Origin of the sequence: Mariniflexile sp. HMF6888 (assembly GCF_044335535.1) — a bacterium.
Taxonomy (GTDB): Bacteria; Bacteroidota; Bacteroidia; order Flavobacteriales; family Flavobacteriaceae; genus Mariniflexile.
Genome location: NZ_JBIQVZ010000001.1, coordinates 553,364 through 574,863 on the forward strand (window position 1 = coordinate 553,364; position 21,500 = coordinate 574,863).

Here is a 21,500-nt window from a genome sequence, read left to right on the forward strand (position 1 = left end):
TTCGCAGAGAAATATGGAAGATAAATTAACTGGGGAAATCATAGGTGCAGCAATTGAAGTTCACAAAAATTTAGGTCCTGGCTTGTTAGAATCCGCTTATCGAAATTGTTTGCATTATGAATTGACTGAAATGGGTTATTCCGTTAAAAAAGAAGTAACACAACCTATCATTTATAAAGACATTAAGTTAGACCATGGTTATAGGATTGATTTGCTTGTAGAAAACTTAATTGTTATTGAATCAAAGACTGTTAAAAAACGGGATAAAAAGATTCATAAACGATACCGATTAACTCTCTGTGAAACTCTTTTTCCTTGTGAATCTTTGTGTAACAACTCATGAAAAAACTCTTCAAGTTCATTTTAAATTTAGTTCCAAGACCTATACTAATTAGGTTAAGCTACATAGCACGTCCTGTTTTAGCTTTCTTCTTAAAAGGCAATACTTTTACAGATCCTATTGACGGGAAATCCTTTAGAAGCTTTTTACCTTACGGTTACGGTAAACAACGCAATAATGTCTTATCACCTTCAACTTTAAGTTTAGAACGTCACAGGTTATTATGGCTATATTTAAAAAACGAAACCGATTTTTTTTCAGCAGATACTGAAACAAGTTCAGCACAGAGAAAAAAAGTGCTTCATTTTGCTCCAGAACAATGCTTTTTAAAACGCTTTAGAAAGCTGAAAAATTTAGACTATACTACAACAGACTTACTATCTCCAATTGCTGACGTTAAAGCCGATATTTGCAATCTACCTTTTCAAGACAATACCTATGATGTGATTCTTTGCAATCATGTTTTAGAACACATTCCAGATGACACAAAGGCGATGCAAGAATTGTATAGAGTAATGAAAGTTGGTGGTATGGGGATTTTTCAAATTCCTCAAGATTTAAATAGAGAAACAACTTTTGAAGACAACTCGATAACCGATAAGAAAGAACGTGCTAAAATATTTGGACAATACGACCATGTACGGGTTTATGGGCGTGATTATTTTGACAAGTTAAGAGATATCGGCTTTAAGGTTGAAGCGGTTGACTATACAGCAACACTTTCTGCGGAAGCGATAGAAACCTACTGTTTAGCAAAAGGGGAAATAATTCCTATTGTCTATAAATAGTTTACATTTCTGGAAACCCATTTAAAGCCATAGTTTCCAACACCTTTTCATCATTTTCAAAAATAAAAAACACTTTCAGCTCGGGATGCGATTTTAAAAAAGCCTTTACTTTTTCAATGCCCATGGCTTTAAATGCTGTCGCATAGGCATCGGCAGTCATACAATCGCTAGCAATAACAGAAATACTTAACAAGTTGGTTTTACTTGGGTAACCTGTTTTGGCATCTATAATATGTGCGTAACGGTTACCTTCTGCGTCTACTTTAAACTTCCTGTACGTTCCCGAAGTTGCCATAGCTTCATTATTCACCTCAATAGCTTTTAGAATGGATTGCTCACCATCAAAGTGAGGCATTTCAATTCCAATTTTCCAAGGTGCTTGTTTTTCTGTATTTTCTCCTTTGGCTCGTATTTCACCACCTATCTCAACCAAATAGTTTTTTATGTTCTTGCTTTCTAAAAATTCGCCAATAACATCTACCCCATAGCCTTTTGCAATGGCATTAAAATCAATAAAAGTTCCTGCTGGTTTTATAATTTTATTACCATATCGTTTTACTTTACCCAAACCAACCGACATCATTAAGCTATCAATTTTTAAACTATCCAAATTGATAATTTTGCCTTCTGGACCAAAATCCCATGCGTTTACAACCGCACCAATAGTAGGGTCAAAAACACCATTTGTTTGCTTATAGATTACTTTTGAAGTTTCAAAAACCTTAATGAAATGGATGTCTACAAGACTATCTTCGTTTCTGTTTAGTTTAGAAATATCAGAATTTGTTTGATAAGTAGACATCGATTTATTTATCACATAGAACAAACTATCTATCTGCGATTGGTAATTAATTTCAGAATCATAAATTATAGAATAACTAGTGCCAAAAACGGGGCCTGAAAGTTTTGTATTTACAGCCTCTTGTTTACAAGAAAACACAAAAACAAATAAGAGTAAGCTGTATATTATTTTCATCTGTTTATATTCATTGCTTTAATTTTGTCAGATGGGACACCCTGAATAGTCATCTTCGTGTGTGTGTGTACCATTTTGGGTATTTCATATATCTAACATAAATTTCTTAGCGGTCATATATGGTATCACTTTTATTCATTGGTGTTTACAACAAATAAGCCTTTGAATGCGATTTCATATTCTTAATCACTAGTTCAAATTAGTTTCTAAAACTTGTATGCCATTATATTCAAGCAAATACTCCTCATTTAGATAAATAGGATGCTTTTCGCCAGCTACATTACCGATACCAACACCGGCATAAAGCACTTTGGCGTCTTTTTCTCTGGCATGTTTTTTAAAGGCTTCCATCCAAACAACATCATAATTATTAGGATTGTCTGGTAAAATTACAGCTCTAACAATGACAAAATAATATTGTTTATTTTTATCTATACAAACAAATTGCGGGTGTTTTTTTAGTTTACTGTTTATAGCTATAAACTCGAAACCGCGTTGTTCCAAATCTTTACCAACATGATTCATAGCTAAGTTGTGTAACTCTTGTTCTGTAAGTGCTTTACTCATACTACAAAAATATATTAAAATTTCACTCATGCCAAAATTAAAAATGTTTAACTTTAAAATAACTTACTAACCATATCCAACTAAATTGTGATTAATCGAACACATTCATGACAAATCATCCCTATTCAAAAAAAATAGGTCTTTTTCTAGGCCCTATTTTATTCTCTATTGTACAATTTTTACCTTTCGATATTATTTCCAACCATGCAGATACCGTTATAGCAACGGCCTTGTGGATGGTTTGTTGGTGGATTACCGAAACGGTTTCTATTTCGGTAACTGCATTATTACCCTTATTATTATTTCCACTTTTTAAAGTCATGCCCATTGAAGCTGTTGGGGCTAACTATGGCAGCCCCATTGTATTTTTGTTTTTTGGGGGCTTTGTTTTAGCATTGGCACTCGAAAAAGTGAATCTTCATAAACGAATTGCTTTAAGCATTATTAAAAAAACAGGTACCACACCCAATAAAGTAGTCCTTGGTTTTATGATTGCAACGGGGTTTATGAGCATGTGGATAAGCAACACAGCATGTACGGTTTTTATGTTACCAATTGCTATGTCGGTTATACAATTGCTTATTGATGATGCTGATGGTTTTACAAAAAACGACCAGAATTTTGCAATAAGTGTCATGTTAGGCATTGCTTTTGCTGCCAATGCTGGCGGTATTGCAACCGTTATCGGCACACCACCAAATTCTATTTTAATTGGCCTATTGGAAAACGAGTATCATATTGAAATTTCATTTTTTAAGTGGATGCTTATAGGCTTACCGTTTTCGGCACTTTTAATTACCATTATTTACTTTATTCTGGTTAAAGTATTTTTCCCAAACAAGGGTTTAAAGTTTAACGCTTCAAAAGAAGTGATTGATTTGGAACTAAAAAAACTAGGGAAAGTTTCTCCGAAAGAAAAGCAAGTTCTCATCATATTTAGTGTGGTTGTATTTCTTTGGATTTTTAGAAGCCTGATAAACTCAATAATTCCCAATCTCGCTTTATCGGACACGATGATTAGTATTTTTGGTGCATTGGCGCTATTTGCAATTCCATTTAACTTAAGAAAAGGCGATTTTATCTTACAATGGAATGACACCCAAAAATTGGCTTGGGGTATTTTAATTTTATTTGGTGGTGGTTTAGCATTGGCAAACGGTATGTCTACAAGCGGCATTGTAGATATTATTGCAGCAAAAATTTCCAGCAGTAACATAAGTATTTTACTAATGGCATCACTTTTAATAACCTTAATGCTATTCATGACCGAGTTAATGAGCAATGTCGCTTTAACAGCGGTGTTGGCACCTGTTGTCGCAGGAATTGCTCTGGGTTTGAATATTCCTATTCTTTACCTTTTAATACCCGTTACAATAGCCAGCAGTTGCGCTTTTATGTTACCAATGGCTACACCACCAAATGCCATAGTATTTGCCAGTGGCTATATTAAAGTAAGCCAAATGGCAAGGGTTGGTATTTTTATCAATTTAATTTCAGCTGCTTTGTTAATCCTTATGTTTCAATTTGTTATAGGTTTGGTGTTTTAACTTTTTTAGGAAAAATGCTGATTTTTCAATAACTTAGAAACTGTTTAAGTTTTTAAACGATGAAACATCCATGCTAAAAACGCTTTTAACACACAGGAGCATGATTATGGATGCACCATCTGACCAATAAAGAAAAATAAACAAATGAAAACTTCCACAAGATTAGATTTGGCTATAAAAAAACTTTATAACGCATTTCACAATAACGAATTACACCCTGAATGCTGCAGGCAATGTGCTGTTGGGAATATTTTGGACAATAAAGACAGTTGGAAACACCTATCAGACCATCATGGTGCTATCGAATTAAATTATATTGGAAACGTGCATCAAACGTTAGGCAGAAAATTTAATGGTTATACACCTTTGGAATTACTACAAATTGAAGCTGCTTTTTTAAAAGCTTGTGGCTACCAACTGCCTCTTCACCATAAAAATAAAAAACCAAAGAGCCCGACTGATAAAGACACATTATTTAACGGATTAACCGAAGTAATTACCTTACTGTGTAAATTGGACAACATTCCAAACATTATGGATTATACTGCGTTGTTAAAAACACAACCAAAACATGTATTGATTTAATTTTCTGATTTTTATGCAATTTCATCTTTTCAATTAAAAAATAATTAAATTTACATAGTCCCATTCTAATGCTTTTGTCACTTCTAACCAACCAAACATATGAAAACAAACATTTTAATTTTGGGCACCTTATCTTGTGCACTTTTAATCGCTTGCAATTCAAAAGAAAAAAAAACTGAAGAATTGTACGAACCAACAACAGCTATTGTTGAAGACCCTGTAGAACGAGGCGGGTACCTTCTTAACTCCAACGGCTGTCATGACTGCCATTCACCTAAAAAGTTTACAGAAAAAGGTATGGAACTGGATCCAGACCGTTTGCTATCTGGTCATCCTGCCAATGAAGAATTACCACCCTATGATGAAAAAACAGCTAAATCGTATGTTCTTTTTTCAATGGGGCTTACTTCTACCACAGGACCTTGGGGTACATCATTTGCTGCTAACTTAACACCACATGCTACTGGCTTAGGTACATGGACAGAAGATCAGTTCATAAACTGTATAAGAAAAGGCTTGTACAAAGGCTTAGATGGAAGTAGACCTTTGCTGCCTCCAATGCCATGGAAGCATTATGCAAATTTTACCGATAATGATTTAAAGGCTATTTTTGCCTATCTTAAAACCATGAAACCAATCGAAAACATTGTACCTGCTCCAATAGCTTCAAAAATGAATTAATTATTTTTTATTGAATAAAAAAACCCAACTTCTTCAGTTGGGTTTTTAGTTTTATAAAATTCTGGAAGATTACCCACCAAAATCATCAAATCGGATGTGTTCATCTGGAATACCAAAATCTTCACCCATTTTTTGAACCGCTTTGTTCATTAATGGTGGTCCACAGAAATACAATTCTATATCTTCTGGTGATTCGTGTTTACTTAAATAATTATCAATAACACAGTTGTGTATAAATCCAACAAAACCATCACCTGGAGAATCAATATCTGCTTTCACTTTCCAGTTATCTTCTGGTAAAGGCTCAGACAATGCTAAATAGAATTTAAAGTTAGGGAAACTGTTCTCTAATTGCTTGAAGTGATCTAAATAGAATAACTCACGCTTAGAACGACCTCCGTACCAATAAGTTACTTTTCTACCTGTCTTTAATGTTTTGAATAAGTGGTACAAGTGTGAACGCATGGGCGCCATACCAGCTCCACCACCAACATAAAGCATTTCAGAATCTGATTCGTTGATAAAGAATTCGCCGTAAGGTCCTGAAATCGTTACTTTATCACCTTTTTTCTGATTAAATATATATGACGATGCAACCCCTGGGTTAACATCCATCCATCCATTTTTATTTCTATCCCACGGTGGCGTTGCAATACGAACGTTCAACATAATTTCACGTCCTTCGGCTGGGTAAGAAGCCATAGAATAAGCACGTTCTACCGTTTCAGCATTTTTCATTACTAAACTCCACAAACCGAATTTATCCCATTCTGCCTGGAATTTATCGGGGGTTTCGTGTTCCTCTGGATGTGCTGTAATATCCATATCTGAATACTTTACTTCACATGGTGGAATTTCAATTTGAATATATCCACCGGCTTTGTAACCCATATCTTCAGGAATCTCTACAACAAATTCCTTTATAAATGATGCTACGTTATAATTACGGACAACGGTTGCTTCCCATTTTTTAATTCCAAAAACCTCTTCAGGAATAGTAATGTTCATGTCTTGTTTTACTTTAACTTGACAAGCTAAACGTGCACCATGCTCCAACTCTTTACGAGTAAAATGTGGTGTTTCGGTTGGCAATGCTTCACCACCACCAGATAACACATGACACTCACACTGTATACAAGTTCCACCACCACCACAAGCGGATGGTAAAAATATTTTTTGATTGCCTAAAGTTGATAATAGACTGCCTCCAGAAGCTACTTCTATTTCCTTTTCACCATTAATGGTAATCTTTACGGGTCCTGAAGGTGATAATTTTTGCTTTACTACTAATAATAATGCTACCAATAACAGCGTAATAATTAAAAAAGCTGTTACTGTTGCTATTACTGTTCCTAATGTACCTGCGGCTAAAATTATATTACTCATTGTCTTTTATATTGTTAGCTAACACTTTATCTTCTTTTTCTACTTTAGAATCAACTTTCACAGTTTTTTCTTCTTGTTTAGCAGCGTCATCACCACCTGTTAACATACCACCAAAACTCATAAATCCAATAGCCATTAAGCCTGTAGTGATGAATGTAATACCCAAGCCTCTTAAGGCTGGTGGTACGTTAGAATATCTAATTTTTTCACGAATAGCTGCAATAGTAAGAATTGCTAAAAACCATCCAATACCAGAACCAACACCATACACAGTAGCCAATCCTAAAGTTGGAATTTCACGTGATTGCATAAATAAAGACCCTCCTAAAATAGCACAGTTTACAGCAATAAGCGGTAAAAAGATACCAAGAGAGTTATATAATGATGGTGAAAATTTCTCTACCACTATTTCTACCAATTGTACCATAGTTGCAATGGTAGCAATAAACATAATGAATGAAAGGAAACTTAAATCATAATCTGCATATTCTGCTCCTAACCATTTTAAAGCGCCAGGCTGTAATAAATAATGGTCTAATAACCAGTTTAATGGTACGGTTATAAGCATTACAAACACCACTGCAGCACCCAGACCAACTGCGGTATTCACTTTTTTAGATACCGCAAGGTAAGAACACATCCCTAAGAATGTTGCAAACACCATGTTATCTATAAATATTGATTTTAAAAATAATTCTAAATGTTCCATATTTTTAGTTTTCAGTCGCAGTTTTAAGTATTCAGTTTTTGTAACTGGATACTGTCGACTGCTAACTAATTTTTTAGTCTTCTATTAATGCTTTATTTCTACTACGTTGTACCCAGATAATAATTCCAACAACTATTAAGGCCATTGGCGACAATAGCATAAAACCATTGTTTTCATATCCAATAGCATATAAGCCTGTTTTCTCGATAGGATCACCTAAAACTTTAAAGCCTAATAAAGTTCCAGATCCTAATAACTCTCTAAAAAAGCCAACTACTACAAGTATTAAACCATATCCAGCAGCATTGCCTATACCGTCTAAAAACGAACGCCAAGGACCATTTGCTAATGCAAAAGCTTCAAAACGTCCCATAATGATACAGTTTGTAATAATTAATCCTACGAACACAGATAATGTTTTGCTTAGCTCATAAGAATATGCTTTTAAAACTTGGTCCACTATAATTACTAAAGCAGCTACAACAACAAGTTGTACTATAATTCTAATTTTTGAGGGAATAATGTTTCGCATTAACGAGATAACCACATTACCTATAGCTAATACAGCCATTACCGAAATTGCCATTACTATAGACGCTTTTAATTGCGCCGTAATAGCCAATGCCGAACAAATACCTAATACTTGAATGGTGATTGGATTGTTATCGGCTAATGGATCGGTGATTAACTTTGAGTCTTTTTTTGATAAAAGTGCCATAACTTAATTGTTTTTTAAATTATCAAAATAAGGTTTGTAAAGCTTTAAATCGCTTTTTATCATTGCTGTAACACCATTACCTGTAATGGTTGCTCCTGCAATAGCATCTACCTCATTATCTGTTTTATTTTCATTCTTTGGATCGGCATTACCTTTTGCTACGGTAACTCCAGCAAAATCGCCCGCATCAGTTAGCAAATGTTCTCCTATAAAGTCGTCCATAAAAAAACGTTCTTTAATGTTGGCTCCTAAACCCGGTGTTTCACCTTTATGATCAAAATAAGCCCCTTGAATAACCATATTTTCATCTAAGGACACATACCCCCAAATAGCATCCCAAAGTCCTTTTCCGTAAATTGGGGTAACATAAAAGGTTTTTCCGTCTTTTTCACCAACAAATAAAGGCAGCCTTCTAACGCCTCCCGATTTGGCTTTAGCTTGTTCTTTTTTAACATCTATTAAATAAGCTTCCTTATCTTCAGAAACATTAGCCCCTTCAATAACCAGTTGCTTTTTGATATATTTTTCAAATAGTTCAGCGGCATCATTTGTTGATACAAAAACAGCGCTTCCATCTGTATTATCATTCACTCCCATAGCATATAGAATATTTTGTTGCTTTTCTATACGTTGGTTTTCTGTGATTTTTGGTTTTAGTGACGCTGCCGTAAATGCTAACAAAGCACCAACAATAAGCACCATGCCTATAGCAAATATAATGGTATATGAATTTTTATCTGTTCTATTTTCCATCGTTAAGCCGTTTTTATTTTTAAGCGTTTCATTCTTTTCTTCACATTGCCTTGAACCACATAATGATCGATTGTCGGCGCAAATACATTCATTAATAAGATCGCTAACATCACTCCTTCTGGGTAGGCTGGATTAAATACACGAATTAGGATAGATATAAATCCTATTAAAAACCCATAAATCCATTTTCCTTTATTTGTTTGCGACGCTGTTACAGGGTCGGTAGCCATAAACACAGTACCAAAAGCAAAGCCACCAATAATTAAATGCTCCCAAAAAGGCGTACTCATTAAACTGTAAAACTTGCTTCCTTCTGCAATAATTCCCGCATCAACAATTTGATTGAAGATAAGCCCCATTACTATAGCGCCAAGAGCCGATGACAACATAATTCTCCAACTTCCTATTTTAGTGAATATTAAGAATAGTCCACCTAATAATATTAGTAATGTTGATGTTTCTCCTACTGAGCCAGGAATAAAGCCTAAGAACATATCCCAAGTAGAAAAAACAACCTCTTTTCCTTGAGCCAAACTACCTAAAATAGTTTCACCAGAAATAGCATCTAGGTTCGCACCTGCAGCAATTTCATTTGTTCTTTCTACAGCACCTTCAACCCAAACTTTATCTCCAGACATCCAAGTTGGATATGCGAAGAATAAAAAAGCTCTAATAGTAAGCGCGGGATTTAAAATATTCATTCCCGTTCCACCAAAAACCTCTTTTCCTATAACCACACCAAATGCTACGGCAACAGCTAACATCCAAAGTGGAATGTCGATAGGCACAATAAGTGGCACTAACATACCTGTTACAAGGTACCCTTCTTCAACTTCGTGTTTTTTAATGATGGCGAATAAGAATTCTATTCCTAAACCTACACCATAAGATACTATAACTAATGGAATTATTTTCCAAAAACCTATTAAGAAATTATCCAAAGTCCAGAATTCCGTACTAAAGAAACTTCCAGCTACCGCTTGAATATCGCCGACCGCTAAATTATGTTGATATCCTGCATTAAACATCCCGAAAATCAAACATGGTACCATCGCCATAATAACGGTATTCATGGTACGTTTTAAATCATCGGCTGCTTTTATATGAGTTCCGTTATGTGTGGTCTCATTTGGTAAGTATAAAAAAGTATGAAGCGCATTAAACGCTGGTGCCATTTTTGACCCTCTAAACTTTCTTTTTAAAATATGTAATCGTGTCTTTAAATTCATCTTATATATTTTTCATTTCATTGCATTCAATGAATAATTTTATACATTTTTCATTGCATTCAATGAATAATTACCCAATTTCTTTAAGCATTACATCTAATCCTTTTCTAATAATCTCTTGATGTGGTTGTTTAGAAACACATACAAATTCGGTTAACGCAAAATCTTCAGGTGCCACTTCGTACATACCCAAAGCTTCCATTTCATCTAAATCATTATACATACAAGCTTTTAAAATTTGCATAGGATAAATATCTAAAGGAAACACTTCTTCATAACCACCAGTTACTACAAACGCACGGTGTTCACCATTGGTATTGGTATTTAAATCGTACTCTTTATTTGGGCTCAACCAAGAAAAAGTAAAAGCTCTTGTTGTAGACACTTTATTAAACACAGGTTTGTTCCATCCAAAAAGCTCATAATCATCACCTTCAGGTATTACCGTAATAACGTTACTGTAATAATCTAAATAGCCATCTGGCTTAATATGTTTTCCACTTAATACATTACCGGAAATAACCCGTACACGTGCTTTTTGTGGAATCCCTTTATCATAAATCATTGTTGCAACTTCACTACCTATTTTGGTCGTAAAATATCTTGGCTTTTCTATAGAAGAACCCGCCAATGCCACTATACGTTCTGCATTGAATTTACCTGTTAAAAGCAATTCGCCTATAATAACTAAATCTTGCGCAGCAACTGTCCAAACAACTTCGCCTTTATTTACAGGATCCACTCTATTAATCAACGTACCAACATTCCCAGAAGGATGTGGCCCCGATACTTTATGTAATGTAATACCAGACAAACCTGCTAATGGTGAAGTAGATTTAGCACCAACCGACACATGTACTTTCCCCTCGGTAAGTTTACCCAATGCCGTTACAGCTGCTTGTAATGCTGCTTCTTTTCCTTTAAGTGTAAAATCTAAATCGGCAGCTAAGGGCGCACTAGCATAACCCGAAATAAAAATAGCCTTAGGCGATTTATCCGGATTTGCAATCACATCATACGGTCGTTGTTTTACAAAAGGCCAACAACCAGAAGCTAATAAATGTGCTTTCACCTCATCTGGCTTAGCGGCATCTACATTAAACACCCCATAATCTTGGTAGGTCTGCTCTTTGTCTGCTTGTAATTTAATTGATAATATTCTGCGTTTTTCACCACGGGCAATTTCAATAACTTCGCCAGCAACTGGAGAAACAAACTTAACGTTTTCGTTGGATTTATCGTAAAATACAGGTTCACCTGCTTTCACTTTAGTTCCAACTTTAGAAATTAACTTAGGGGTAACGCCATGGAAATCTTCAGGCCTTAAAGTATAAAAGTTGCTTAAAATAGCCTTTTCCAAGGTTTTTTCAGCTTCACCTTTAAGTTTAATGTCTAGACCTTTTTTAATGCGAATGTCGTTTGACATATTATTTATATTGAAATTATTTGTCTAAAAATCGGTGCAAAAATACAAATTAAAAATACAGTTTACATAATAAATACTTAGATTTTTTTTGATGCAAATAGAATATATTTGTTAGGCATAAAATTTGTTTATATTTACAAAAAACTACTGCTAAAATGTCTTTATTAACGTATAAATATGTCCTTCTTTTATTGCTTATTCCCATAGCTTCCTTTTGTCAAGTTAAGGAAATTAATCCACCAAATTATATTAAAACCATCAATTTTAAAGGGAATACACCCGAAACACAATTACCTATTTTAAAACTTGGCGAATATGTTGTCTTAGAATTTGATGCGCTTAACGGAAATGAAGATGATTATTACTATAAAATTGAACACTACAACTATGATTGGACCCCTTCGGTTTTAATAAAATCGGAATTCATGGATGGCTTCGACAATCAACGTATTAGAAATTACGAAAACTCACTCAATACCTATCAAATTTATTCACATTACCAATTAACCATCCCTAACGAGCAAACTAGACGTTTAAAAGTATCGGGGAATTATTTGTTAAGTATTTTTAACAGTAATGATGAGATTGTGTTTTCAAGAAAATTCATGATTTACGAAGACCAAACAACTATTGGTGTAAATATAAAACGAGCGCGCGATGTTCAATTTATAGAAGAAAAGCAACGTGTCGAAATTATTATTACTTCAAATAATATGCAGTTAAACAACCCTTCACAAACGGTAAAAACGGTTATTGTTCAAAACAACAATTTAAACACTGCCATAAGCAACTTAAAACCACAATACACCCTTGGAAATCAACTTATATATAAATACGATACCGAAACCAGTTTTTGGGGCGGCAACGAATATTTGTTCTTTGAAAACAAAGATGTTAGGGCAGCCAACACGGGCATTAGAGCCATCGATTTACAAGAACTGTATCACAACTATTTATTTACAAATGTTGAACGTGCCAGCAAGCCTTACACGTACAACCCCGATATTAACGGTAATTATGTAATAACCGTTTTAGATGCTGAAAACCCTAGTATTGAAGCCGATTATGTCTGGATGCATTTTTCGCTAGTACCAACCGAAGCACTTAAAAACAAAAACGTGCATGTGTACGGAAACTTTAACAATTATGCCATTGACGAAAGCACCAAATTAATATATGATGAACGCCATAATGTTTTAAGAAATGCCATACTTTTAAAACAAGGGTTTTACAATTATAAATTTGTAACAGTAGACAGCAATGGCAGTTTAAATGAAGGTGCGATAAGTGGCAATTTTTATCAAACCGAAAACAACTATAAAGTGATTGTATATTATAGAGATTTAGGAGCGCGTTACGACAAAATAATAGGTATAGGCGAAGGCAGTTCGGTTAATATCTCGAATTAAACATACCGTTTAACTAATATTTCAATCAAACACGGTAAAAATCAACAATTACCACTTAAAATTTAGTATTTTAGCGTCATAAGCACATTGAAAACCAATAGTTAACATGGTTCAACAAGTTACAAGAGGGATAAAAATTTCGGTGGAAACCACCTATGAAGGCTCATTTTATAAAAATTATAAAATACAATATGCCTTTGGCTATATCGTAACTATTGAAAATCAAAGTAAAGACTCTGTTCAACTTAATGCACGCCATTGGGAAATTCTAGACGCATTAAATAACGTTGAAATTGTTTCTGGCGAAGGCGTTATTGGCAAAAAACCTGTTTTAAAACCAGGCGATTCGCACACCTACACCTCGGGTTGTTTACTAACCTCTCCATTTGGCGCTATGCAAGGGTACTATAGCATGGTAAACTTTACCACAACCAAAAACTTTAAAGTTACCATACCTACCTTTAAGTTAAGTGCTCCATTTGCTATCAATTAGTCTGTAACTACTATTAGAGTCAACTAATTAAACAACAAATTAATCATTTAACATTTTCCAGAGCTTATCTTTTAACTCTGTGATGCCTTGTTGAGCCACCGATGAAATAAACAGATATGGAATTGGCAACTCGTTATCCAATAGTTCTTTCAATTCTGCTTTTAGCTCATCATCCAACATATCACATTTTGAAATGGCAATGAGACGATCTTTATCAAGCATTTCTGGGTTGTAGCGACGCAGTTCGTCTAACAAAATATCATATTGCTTCTTAATATCTGGCGCATCGGCAGGAATTAAAAACAACAGAATAGAATTACGCTCAATATGACGCAAAAAGTAGTGCCCAAGTCCGCGTCCTTCGGCAGCGCCTTCAATAATTCCAGGAATATCTGCCATCACGAAAGTCTGAAAATCACGATATTTCACAATTCCTAAGTTGGGCTTTAGCGTTGTAAACTCGTAATCGGCTATTTTTGGTTTTGCAGATGTCACCACAGACAATAAAGTTGATTTCCCCGCATTCGGGAAACCTACAAGTCCGACATCTGCAAGTACTTTCAGCTCTAAAGTAATATGCTTTTCTTCGTGCGGAATGCCTGGTTGTGCATAACGAGGTGTTTGGTTAGTAGCTGTTCTAAAATGCCAGTTACCTAAACCTCCTTTACCACCTTCGGCTATAATTTTTTCTTCACCATGCTCGGTGATTTCAAAAATAATATCGTTGGTTTCGGTATCGCGAACCACAGTTCCTAAAGGCACATCAACGTACTCGTCTACGCCATCGGCACCAAAACTACGGCTGCTCCCACCGTGTTCGCCATGACCTGCACGAATATGCTTTTTGAATTTTAAATGAAGAAGCGTCCAAAGATTTGAATTGCCTCGTAGGATAACATGACCTCCACGACCACCATCGCCCCCATCGGGACCTCCTTTTTCGATAAATTTTTCACGATGCAAATGCGATGATCCTTTACCTCCATTACCAGAGCTAACAAACATTTTTACGTAATCAACAAAATTTCCTTCAGTCATGAAATGAGTTTAACTGTTTAATTGTTTAATCGTTTAACTGTTTAACTGTTAATTGTTTATTTGCGATTTTTTGAGCGCATTAATCATATTAGAAACTTTCAATATCCGCTCCCTTAAGAGCAAATACTCTGCTTCACTGATATAATTTAATCGATTTGAAATAATTACTTAACATAATAATTCCATAGTTGAACTAAGTGCAATGGTTGAAAAATGAGCTTTATCTTTATTGGTAATTCTTGATGTGCCTTCAGCTATATTCGAAGAAATTGAGACAGATGACCTTCTCATTTGACTAATCATTCCGAATTTTTCTTCATTTGGAAACTCATTTGTGGCTTCATAAATTAATTCAACCAAATTAATAGATTCTTGCCAAACGTTCAGTTTTTCAAATGAATGCAAATACACAATTACACGATTAAACTTTTAAACAAATCAACCAAACTACAAGTTATCAATAACATCACTTAAACGCACTGTAATATCTTCAATACTACCTACACCATCAACACCAAAATATTTATTTTGTGCTGAATAGTAATCTTTTAAAATGGCCGTTTTATCGTAATACTCTTTAATGCGATTCCTTATAATAGATTCGTCTGCATCATCAGCACGCCCGCTAGTTTTTCCTCTACCAATTAGGCGTTTTACTAAAATTTCATCATCAACTTCTAAAGCGACCATCGCATTGATTGAAGAATCTTTGCTCTCCAATAATTTATCTAAAGCTTCAGCTTGTGCATTGGTACGTGGAAATCCATCAAATATAAAACCATTAGCTGAAGCATTTTTTTCAACTTCGGCATTTAACATATCAATTGTTACCTGGTCTGGAACCAACTCGCCTTTATCCATATACGATTTAGCCAACATGCCTAAAGCAGTTTCGTTTTTAATATTAAATCTAAAAACATCGCCTGTAGAGATGTGTACTAAATTATATTTTGTTTTTAAAAATTCTGCTTGCGTGCCTTTTCCAGCGCCTGGAGGTCCGAATAGTACTAAATTTGTCATGAATTGTGTTTCTTTTATTTGATAGACTTCTGGTATATTTCTTCCTAACCCGTCATAGTCCAAGCCATAACCTACTATGAATTTGTTTGGAATTTCTATACCTATATAATGTAGTTTATAATCTTTTTTATAAGCTTCGGGCTTGTAAAACAAGGTGGCTATTTTTAACGATTTCACCTGTTCATCTTTAAAAATGCGGTGCACTTCTGCCAACGTATTTCCAGTATCAATAATATCTTCTAAAACAACAACCGTGCGCCCTGTTAAATCTTGTGTTAACCCGATTAAACGCTGAATATCTTCGGTAGATTTAACACCTTCATACGAAGCCAATTTAATAAACGTCACCTCACATGGTTTCGGGTACTTTTTTACAAAATCGCTCACCACCATAAACGAGCCATTTAAGATACCAACAAACACAGGAATTTCGTCTCCAACATCGTTAGCTATTTCGTTTGCCATACACTCCATAGCCGCATCTATTTCCTTAGCTGAAATAAATGGTTTAAAATATTTGTCGTGTAGCTTTATCACAGTTAGTCATTTTTGGAAGCTGCAAAGATAATCAATAGATTAAGTAATAACGATTTTTTGAATTACGATTTAGGCACAAATTGATATTTAAGTGTATTTTTGCATTGCATTAAACGATTTTAGTATTAAAAACACATGAACCGAGCCACAATAACTATTTTAATAGTTGTTAAAATAATTTTATGGCAAATACATGTAGCCTGTAAAAAACAATAGAAACAACGCATGAATTATTTTTCTTCAAATTTTAAACTTGGTATTCTTGGTGGTGGCCAATTAGGCAAAATGTTACTTAACGATACTCGAAAATTTGATATTTACACCTGTGTTTTAGATGCGAGTAATGAAGCACCTTGTAAAATTGCCAGCAACGAATTTCATTTAGGCGATTTAATGGATTTTGAAGCAGTTTATAATTTCGGAAAGCAGGTTGATGTGCTTACAATTGAAATAGAAAACGTTAATATTGATGCGTTGGAAGCGCTTGAAAAAGAAGGCAAAAAGGTATATCCGTCTTCAAAAACGCTACGTACCATTCAAAATAAAGCAACTCAAAAACTATTTTACATCGATCATAATTTACCAACAGCACCGTTTTCACGATTTGCTTATACATCTGAAATTAAAGAAGCTATTAATCATGGTGGTTTATCGCTTCCTTTCGTTTGGAAGTGTACGCAATTTGGATATGATGGCACAGGAGTTAAAATCGTAAAATCGATTCAAGATTTAGAAGGATTGCCTAATGTAGAATGTATTGCAGAAAACTTAGTGCCTTTTAAAAACGAATTAGCTGTTATTGTAGCTCGTAACGCATCAGGGGAAACCAAAACATTTCCAGTTGTTGAAATGGAATTTCACCCAGAAGCCAACCAAGTAGAATATGTTATTTGTCCTGCAAGAATTCCAGACGCTGTTGCAAAAAAAGCGGTAGAAGTCGCCTTAAAAACTTCAAAAGCTTACAATCACGTCGGGTTATTGGCTGTTGAAATGTTTCAAACGCAAAATGACGATATTTTAATAAACGAAGTGGCACCAAGACCACATAATTCTGGTCATCAAACGATTGAAGCGAGCTATACGTCTCAATTCGAACAACATTTAAGAGCTATTTTAAATTTGCCTTTAGGAAGAACCGATAGCAAAGTAGGCGGTGTCATGGTAAATTTGGTGGGCGCAGAAGGTTTTAGTGGCAATGTTGTTTATGAAAACATGGAAGCTATTATGAATTTAGAGGGAGTTACACCACATATTTACGGCAAAAAACAAACCAGACCTTTTAGAAAAATGGGACATGTAACCATTGTGAATGAAGATTTAAACGAAGCGCGACGTATTGCCGAAGAAGTTAAAAATACGATTAAAGTGATTAGCAAATAATACATATCTCCCCTGCGCAGTCAAGGGAAAATTTTAACTATTTTAAATTGATTTAGGTTTCAACTGCCCTCAAGATGAAATAAATTGAAATTTTATTAATAAAAACAGATAAAATGGATTCTAGCCGAATTATTATTTACAAAAAAGAGAATGAAATTCAAGTTGAAGTTCTCTTGGAAAGTGAATCACTTTGGCTAAATTTAAACCAAATTTCATCACTTTTTGACAGAGATAAATCTGTAATATCTAGACACATAAAAAATATTTATAAAGAAGAAGAGCTACCTGAATATGCAACAGTTGCAAAAAATGCAACAGTTCAAATTGAAGGAAATAGAGAAGTTATTAGACAAATAGAGTTTTACAATTTAGATGTTATATTGGCGATAGGCTATCGGGTAAGTTCATCTAAAGGCACACAATTTAGAATTTGGGCAAATAAAATCCTTAAAGCTCATTTAATAGATGGCTACACACAGAATGAAAAGCGTTTGGAACAATTAAAAAAAACTATTCAGTTAATAAGCCGAACATCAAAAAGCAATGCCCTTTTAGAAAATAATTCAAGTAGCCTTATTAACATTTTGGACGATTATACCAAAGCCTTAGATATTTTAGATGATTACGACCACCAACGTTTAAAAAAAGAGGTTTCAACAAATGAGGTTATCTTTAAAATAAATTATAACGAAGCTATTTCTGCAATTGAGATGTTGAGGTTGAAATTTGGCGCATCTTCACTATTTGGTAATGAAAAAGATGCTTCTTTCAGAAGTTCCATTGCGGTTATAGACCAAACGTTTGATGGGAATGAGTTGTATCCTAGTATTGAAGAAAAAGCAGCAAACCTCTTATATTTAGTAGTAAAAAACCATTCTTTTAGTGATGGAAATAAACGAATTGCTGCGTGGTTATTTGTTTGGTATCTCGATAAAAATCAATTTCTTTATAAAACTAATGCTTCAAAAAAGATAACGAATACAACACTGGTAGCACTCACTTTAATGATTGCGGAAAGCAATCCTAAAGAAAAAGAGTTGATAATAAACATCATTATAAATTTAATTAATTCAGGAAATGAATAAAGTAGGAGTTATTATGGGAAGCAAAAGCGATTTGCCAGTAATGCAAGACGCTATTGATATTTTAAAAGATTTTAATATAGAGGTTGAAGTTGATATTGTATCAGCACACCGCACCCCTGAAAAACTATTCGATTATGGTAAACATGCACATACCAAAGGTTTTGCTGTTATTATAGCCGGCGCTGGAGGTGCAGCACATTTACCGGGCATGATTGCGTCTTTATCACCACTACCTGTTATTGGAGTACCTGTAAAAAGCAGTAATTCTATTGATGGGTGGGATTCCATATTATCCATTCTACAGATGCCGGGTGGTGTTCCCGTTGCAACGGTGGCATTAAACGGTGCAAAAAACGCTGGAATATTAGCCGCTCAAATTATCGGCTCAAACGATCTTGCTGTTTTAAACAAAATAATAGACTATAAAGAATCCTTAAAACAAAAAGTTTACGAATCGGCTAAAGATTTAAAATAAAAAAAACCTTGAGGGGAACCCAAGGTTTTCTAGCTATTAAGAATAATTTTATGAGTTAGTCACTCTTCAAATTGTGCCACAAAAATATAAAAATATTATTATGTATGCATAATAATGTTTTATTTTTTAATTTATTACATTTAAAATGATAAAGAATATCTTACTAAAACCATTTGAAACCCCTTATAATTCAGCACCATTTTCAAAAATTAAAAATGACCATTTTCTTCCTGCATTTAAGCAATGTATTGAAGAAGCCAAAATCGAAATTGATGCTATTGCCAACAATATAGAAATTCCAAACTTTAAAAACACTATTGAAGCTCTAGAGTTTTCGGGTGAACAATTAGATAGAATTTCGAACATCTTTTTTAATTTGAATTCTGCCGAAACCAACGATACCATTCAAAAAATAGCACAGGACGTATCACCTCTTTTATCCGAATTCAGTAATGACATCACATTAAACGAGGCGCTTTTCAAACGTATAAAATCGGTTTATGATTCTAAAGACAGTTTAAGTTTAACCACAGAACAACAAACATTACTTGACAAAAAATACAAGAGTTTTTCAAGAAATGGTGCTAATTTACCTGAAGATAAAAAAGAAAAACTTCGCGAAATTGATAAAGAATTGAGCAAGTTAAAGTTGAAATTTGGAGAAAACGTATTAGCCGAAACCAATAAGTTCGACATGCTAATTACCGATGAATCTGAATTATCCGGATTACCTGAAGGCACCATTGAAGCAGCAAAACAATTAGCAGAAAGCAAAAAAAAGGAAGGTTGGCTGTTTACTTTAGATTACCCAAGTTATATTCCTTTTGTCACCTATGCAGATAATAGAGAACTTCGTAAAAAAATAACACTTGCTGCTGGAAGCAAAGGATTTAATAATGATGCTTTAGATAATCAAGATATTGTTTTGAAAATTGCAAAACTTAGGTTTGAACGTGCCAATTTATTAGGCTACAAAACCCATGCGCATTTTGTTTTGGAAGAACGCATGGCAAAAACACCCGAAAAAGTTGAGAGCTTTTTAAATGAATTGCTTGAAAAAGCCAAACCTGCTGCAGAAAAAGAATTTAATACCCTTCAAAATTTCGCCAAAGAGTTACACGGCATCGAGCAACTTGAAAAATGGGACGGTCCTTATTATTCAGAAAAATTAAAGCAAAAGCTTTTTAATTTAGATGATGAACTATTGAAACCCTATTTCAAGCTAGAGAATGTTATTGATGGTGCTTTTGCTATTGCAAATAAATTATTCGATTTAAATTTTGAAGAAATCAAAGACATCGATAAATATCATGAAGATGTTTTAACTTACAAAGTAACCGACAATAAAGGTGACTTAGTATCTATTTTTTACGCCGATTTCTTCCCTAGATCAGGAAAACGCAATGGTGCGTGGATGACTTCCTTTAAACCACAATCTATTAAAAACGGAAAAAATAACAGACCGCATATATCTATAGTTTGCAACTTCACAAAACCCATCCCTGCGAAGGCAGGGAAAAGCAAACCATCGCTATTAACTTTTAACGAAGTAACCACCTTATTTCACGAGTTTGGGCACGCCTTACATGGCATGCTTGCCAATACCACCTACCCCAGTTTATCTGGCACCAGTGTGTTTTGGGATTTTGTAGAACTGCCAAGTCAGGTTCTGGAAAACTGGTGTTATGAAAAAGATGCCTTATCGTTATTTGCTATACATTATAAAACCGGTGAGGTTATCCCAATGGATTTGGTTGAAAAAATAAAAGAGTCGGCTACTTTTCAGCAAGGGATGCAAACTTTACGTCAAATTAGTTTTGGTTTATTAGATATGAGTTGGCATGGTAACAATCCAACAAATATTACAAATGTAAAGGCACACGAAGTTGAAGCGTTTAAAAACACCACATTATATCCAGAAGTTGCTGAAAACTGTATGAGTACGGCTTTTTCCCATATTTTTCAAGGCGGGTATTCATCAGGCTATTATAGTTACAAATGGGCAGAAGTTTTAGATGCCGATGCTTTTGAATACTTTAAAGAAGTAGGTGTTTTCAACAAGGACATTGCCAATAAATTCAAAAGCAATGTACTATCTCAAGGAGGAACAGAAGACCCTATGATACTTTACAAACGCTTTCGCGGAAAAGAACCTCAACCTGAAGCGTTACTGAGACGGGCAGGGCTAATTGAAGCAAAATAATACCATTTAAGGTTGAATTTCGCAGTTCAACCTTTTGAAATGGTTTAAACTTTTACGATTGAAGCGAAAATCAGTCATTTTTAGCCAATTAGAAAAGTTTAAACCATTTCATTATTTCAAAATAAACTTTCAATAATTATTGAAAGTTTAAAAAT

General features: G+C 34.4%; 22 protein-coding genes. 11 read left to right on the forward strand and 11 right to left on the reverse strand.

The genetic code is table 11. The annotated features are described in order from the left end of the window. Nucleotides 1–13: 13 nt before the first annotated feature. Nucleotides 14–343: a GxxExxY protein gene (locus ACGLWY_RS02655; protein WP_396618120.1), complete on the forward strand. Its 330-nt coding sequence runs from the start codon at nt 14–16 to the stop codon at nt 341–343. Beyond that, nucleotides 340–1,128: a class I SAM-dependent methyltransferase gene (locus ACGLWY_RS02660; RefSeq protein WP_396618121.1), complete on the forward strand. Its 789-nt coding sequence runs from the start codon at nt 340–342 to the stop codon at nt 1,126–1,128. Before ACGLWY_RS02655 ends, ACGLWY_RS02660 begins: the two co-directional genes overlap by 4 nt. Nucleotide 1,129: 1 nt before the next feature. Here ACGLWY_RS02660 and ACGLWY_RS02665 read toward each other — a convergent pair whose 3' ends face one another. Continuing rightward, nucleotides 1,130–2,104 carry an FAD:protein FMN transferase gene (locus tag ACGLWY_RS02665; RefSeq protein ID WP_396618122.1) on the reverse strand — a complete coding sequence of 325 codons (975 nt, stop codon included), beginning with the start codon at nt 2,102–2,104 and terminating at the stop codon, nt 1,130–1,132. A gap of 189 nt (nt 2,105–2,293) precedes the next feature. Beyond that, on the reverse strand, nt 2,294–2,671 hold the full coding sequence (locus tag ACGLWY_RS02670) for a Na(+)-translocating NADH-quinone reductase subunit F (protein WP_396618619.1): 378 nt from the start codon (nt 2,669–2,671) through the stop codon (nt 2,294–2,296). A gap of 107 nt (nt 2,672–2,778) precedes the next feature. Here ACGLWY_RS02670 and ACGLWY_RS02675 point away from each other — a divergent pair, with 107 nt between their 5' ends. From ACGLWY_RS02675 to ACGLWY_RS02685, 3 genes are all read left to right on the forward strand, one after another. Further along, on the forward strand, nt 2,779–4,218 hold the full coding sequence (locus tag ACGLWY_RS02675; protein ID WP_396618123.1) for an SLC13 family permease: 1,440 nt from the start codon (nt 2,779–2,781) through the stop codon (nt 4,216–4,218). A gap of 144 nt (nt 4,219–4,362) precedes the next feature. Continuing rightward, nucleotides 4,363–4,803 carry a Na(+)-translocating NADH-quinone reductase subunit F gene (locus tag ACGLWY_RS02680; protein ID WP_396618124.1) on the forward strand — a complete coding sequence of 147 codons (441 nt, stop codon included), beginning with the start codon at nt 4,363–4,365 and terminating at the stop codon, nt 4,801–4,803. A 99-nt stretch (nt 4,804–4,902) separates the two neighbouring features. Continuing rightward, complete coding sequence (locus tag ACGLWY_RS02685) at nt 4,903–5,484, forward strand: diheme cytochrome c-553 (protein WP_396618125.1); 582 nt, start codon at nt 4,903–4,905, stop codon at nt 5,482–5,484. A 69-nt stretch (nt 5,485–5,553) separates the two neighbouring features. Here ACGLWY_RS02685 and nqrF read toward each other — a convergent pair whose 3' ends face one another. From nqrF to ACGLWY_RS02715, 6 genes are all read right to left on the reverse strand, one after another. After that, entirely contained in the window at nt 5,554–6,861 is a 1,308-nt protein-coding gene (gene nqrF / locus ACGLWY_RS02690; protein ID WP_117178713.1) for an NADH:ubiquinone reductase (Na(+)-transporting) subunit F, read from the reverse strand. Between the two features lies 1 nt (nt 6,862). Continuing rightward, nucleotides 6,863–7,579, reverse strand: coding sequence for an NADH:ubiquinone reductase (Na(+)-transporting) subunit E (nqrE, locus tag ACGLWY_RS02695; protein ID WP_396618126.1), 717 nt, complete (start codon nt 7,577–7,579; stop codon nt 6,863–6,865). 73 nt (nt 7,580–7,652) lie between these two features. Further along, nucleotides 7,653–8,297 carry an NADH:ubiquinone reductase (Na(+)-transporting) subunit D gene (locus ACGLWY_RS02700; RefSeq protein ID WP_396618127.1) on the reverse strand — a complete coding sequence of 215 codons (645 nt, stop codon included), beginning with the start codon at nt 8,295–8,297 and terminating at the stop codon, nt 7,653–7,655. Nucleotides 8,298–8,300: 3 nt separating this feature from the next. Further along, nucleotides 8,301–9,050, reverse strand: coding sequence for a Na(+)-translocating NADH-quinone reductase subunit C (locus ACGLWY_RS02705; RefSeq protein WP_396618128.1), 750 nt, complete (start codon nt 9,048–9,050; stop codon nt 8,301–8,303). Nucleotides 9,051–9,052: 2 nt separating this feature from the next. Then, complete coding sequence (locus tag ACGLWY_RS02710; protein ID WP_396618129.1) at nt 9,053–10,279, reverse strand: NADH:ubiquinone reductase (Na(+)-transporting) subunit B; 1,227 nt, start codon at nt 10,277–10,279, stop codon at nt 9,053–9,055. Nucleotides 10,280–10,349: 70 nt separating this feature from the next. Then, nucleotides 10,350–11,705, reverse strand: coding sequence for a Na(+)-translocating NADH-quinone reductase subunit A (locus tag ACGLWY_RS02715; RefSeq protein ID WP_396618130.1), 1,356 nt, complete (start codon nt 11,703–11,705; stop codon nt 10,350–10,352). Between the two features lie 155 nt (nt 11,706–11,860). Between ACGLWY_RS02715 and ACGLWY_RS02720 the strand changes: the two genes are divergently transcribed. Together ACGLWY_RS02720 and apaG are read left to right on the forward strand one after the other, a co-directional pair. Next, nucleotides 11,861–13,114: a DUF5103 domain-containing protein gene (locus ACGLWY_RS02720; RefSeq protein ID WP_396618131.1), complete on the forward strand. Its 1,254-nt coding sequence runs from the start codon at nt 11,861–11,863 to the stop codon at nt 13,112–13,114. A 106-nt stretch (nt 13,115–13,220) separates the two neighbouring features. Next, nucleotides 13,221–13,607 carry a Co2+/Mg2+ efflux protein ApaG gene (gene apaG / locus ACGLWY_RS02725; protein WP_396618132.1) on the forward strand — a complete coding sequence of 129 codons (387 nt, stop codon included), beginning with the start codon at nt 13,221–13,223 and terminating at the stop codon, nt 13,605–13,607. A 39-nt stretch (nt 13,608–13,646) separates the two neighbouring features. Here apaG and obgE read toward each other — a convergent pair whose 3' ends face one another. The 3 genes from obgE to ACGLWY_RS02740 all read right to left on the reverse strand — a co-directional run bounded on the left by obgE (nt 13,647) and on the right by ACGLWY_RS02740 (nt 16,202). Then, the gene (gene obgE, locus ACGLWY_RS02730; RefSeq protein ID WP_396618133.1) at nt 13,647–14,645 is read right to left on the reverse strand and encodes a GTPase ObgE; all 999 of its coding nucleotides are present in this window, start codon (nt 14,643–14,645) and stop codon (nt 13,647–13,649) included. Nucleotides 14,646–14,813: 168 nt separating this feature from the next. After that, nucleotides 14,814–15,056: a four helix bundle protein gene (locus ACGLWY_RS02735; protein ID WP_396618134.1), complete on the reverse strand. Its 243-nt coding sequence runs from the start codon at nt 15,054–15,056 to the stop codon at nt 14,814–14,816. Nucleotides 15,057–15,092: 36 nt separating this feature from the next. Beyond that, entirely contained in the window at nt 15,093–16,202 is a 1,110-nt protein-coding gene (locus ACGLWY_RS02740) for an adenylate kinase (RefSeq protein WP_396618135.1), read from the reverse strand. 225 nt (nt 16,203–16,427) lie between these two features. On the opposite strand from ACGLWY_RS02740, the gene ACGLWY_RS02745 reads away from it, so the two are divergent. From ACGLWY_RS02745 to ACGLWY_RS02760, 4 genes are all read left to right on the forward strand, one after another. Beyond that, nucleotides 16,428–17,582, forward strand: coding sequence for a 5-(carboxyamino)imidazole ribonucleotide synthase (locus tag ACGLWY_RS02745; protein ID WP_396618136.1), 1,155 nt, complete (start codon nt 16,428–16,430; stop codon nt 17,580–17,582). 113 nt (nt 17,583–17,695) lie between these two features. Next, entirely contained in the window at nt 17,696–18,667 is a 972-nt protein-coding gene (gene rhuM, locus ACGLWY_RS02750) for a RhuM family protein (protein ID WP_396618137.1), read from the forward strand. Next, a complete protein-coding gene (gene purE, locus ACGLWY_RS02755; RefSeq protein WP_396618138.1) occupies nt 18,660–19,142 on the forward strand; it encodes a 5-(carboxyamino)imidazole ribonucleotide mutase in 483 nt (160 codons plus the stop codon). The genes rhuM and purE overlap by 8 nt, the downstream gene beginning before the upstream one ends. Before the next feature lie 145 nt (nt 19,143–19,287). Further along, a complete protein-coding gene (locus ACGLWY_RS02760; RefSeq protein WP_396618139.1) occupies nt 19,288–21,345 on the forward strand; it encodes a M3 family metallopeptidase in 2,058 nt (685 codons plus the stop codon). The last annotated feature ends 155 nt before the right edge of the window (nt 21,346–21,500 follow it).

What these genes read in the sequence shown, in the direction of transcription:
- ACGLWY_RS02655 (WP_396618120.1), top strand. Translation starts at nt 14, where the DNA reads ATGGAAGATAAATTAACTGGGGAAATCATAGGTGCAGCAATTGAAGTT.
- ACGLWY_RS02660 (WP_396618121.1), top strand. Translation starts at nt 340, where the DNA reads ATGAAAAAACTCTTCAAGTTCATTTTAAATTTAGTTCCAAGACCTATA.
- ACGLWY_RS02665 (WP_396618122.1), bottom strand. Translation starts at nt 2,104, where the DNA reads ATGAAAATAATATACAGCTTACTCTTATTTGTTTTTGTGTTTTCTTGT.
- ACGLWY_RS02670 (WP_396618619.1), bottom strand. Translation starts at nt 2,671, where the DNA reads ATGAGTAAAGCACTTACAGAACAAGAGTTACACAACTTAGCTATGAAT.
- ACGLWY_RS02675 (WP_396618123.1), top strand. Translation starts at nt 2,779, where the DNA reads ATGACAAATCATCCCTATTCAAAAAAAATAGGTCTTTTTCTAGGCCCT.
- ACGLWY_RS02680 (WP_396618124.1), top strand. Translation starts at nt 4,363, where the DNA reads ATGAAAACTTCCACAAGATTAGATTTGGCTATAAAAAAACTTTATAAC.
- ACGLWY_RS02685 (WP_396618125.1), top strand. Translation starts at nt 4,903, where the DNA reads ATGAAAACAAACATTTTAATTTTGGGCACCTTATCTTGTGCACTTTTA.
- nqrE (WP_396618126.1), bottom strand. Translation starts at nt 7,579, where the DNA reads ATGGAACATTTAGAATTATTTTTAAAATCAATATTTATAGATAACATG.
- ACGLWY_RS02700 (WP_396618127.1), bottom strand. Translation starts at nt 8,297, where the DNA reads ATGGCACTTTTATCAAAAAAAGACTCAAAGTTAATCACCGATCCATTA.
- ACGLWY_RS02705 (WP_396618128.1), bottom strand. Translation starts at nt 9,050, where the DNA reads ATGGAAAATAGAACAGATAAAAATTCATATACCATTATATTTGCTATA.
- ACGLWY_RS02710 (WP_396618129.1), bottom strand. Translation starts at nt 10,279, where the DNA reads ATGAATTTAAAGACACGATTACATATTTTAAAAAGAAAGTTTAGAGGG.
- ACGLWY_RS02715 (WP_396618130.1), bottom strand. Translation starts at nt 11,705, where the DNA reads ATGTCAAACGACATTCGCATTAAAAAAGGTCTAGACATTAAACTTAAA.
- ACGLWY_RS02720 (WP_396618131.1), top strand. Translation starts at nt 11,861, where the DNA reads ATGTCTTTATTAACGTATAAATATGTCCTTCTTTTATTGCTTATTCCC.
- apaG (WP_396618132.1), top strand. Translation starts at nt 13,221, where the DNA reads ATGGTTCAACAAGTTACAAGAGGGATAAAAATTTCGGTGGAAACCACC.
- obgE (WP_396618133.1), bottom strand. Translation starts at nt 14,645, where the DNA reads ATGACTGAAGGAAATTTTGTTGATTACGTAAAAATGTTTGTTAGCTCT.
- ACGLWY_RS02745 (WP_396618136.1), top strand. Translation starts at nt 16,428, where the DNA reads ATGAATTATTTTTCTTCAAATTTTAAACTTGGTATTCTTGGTGGTGGC.
- rhuM (WP_396618137.1), top strand. Translation starts at nt 17,696, where the DNA reads ATGGATTCTAGCCGAATTATTATTTACAAAAAAGAGAATGAAATTCAA.
- purE (WP_396618138.1), top strand. Translation starts at nt 18,660, where the DNA reads ATGAATAAAGTAGGAGTTATTATGGGAAGCAAAAGCGATTTGCCAGTA.
- ACGLWY_RS02760 (WP_396618139.1), top strand. Translation starts at nt 19,288, where the DNA reads ATGATAAAGAATATCTTACTAAAACCATTTGAAACCCCTTATAATTCA.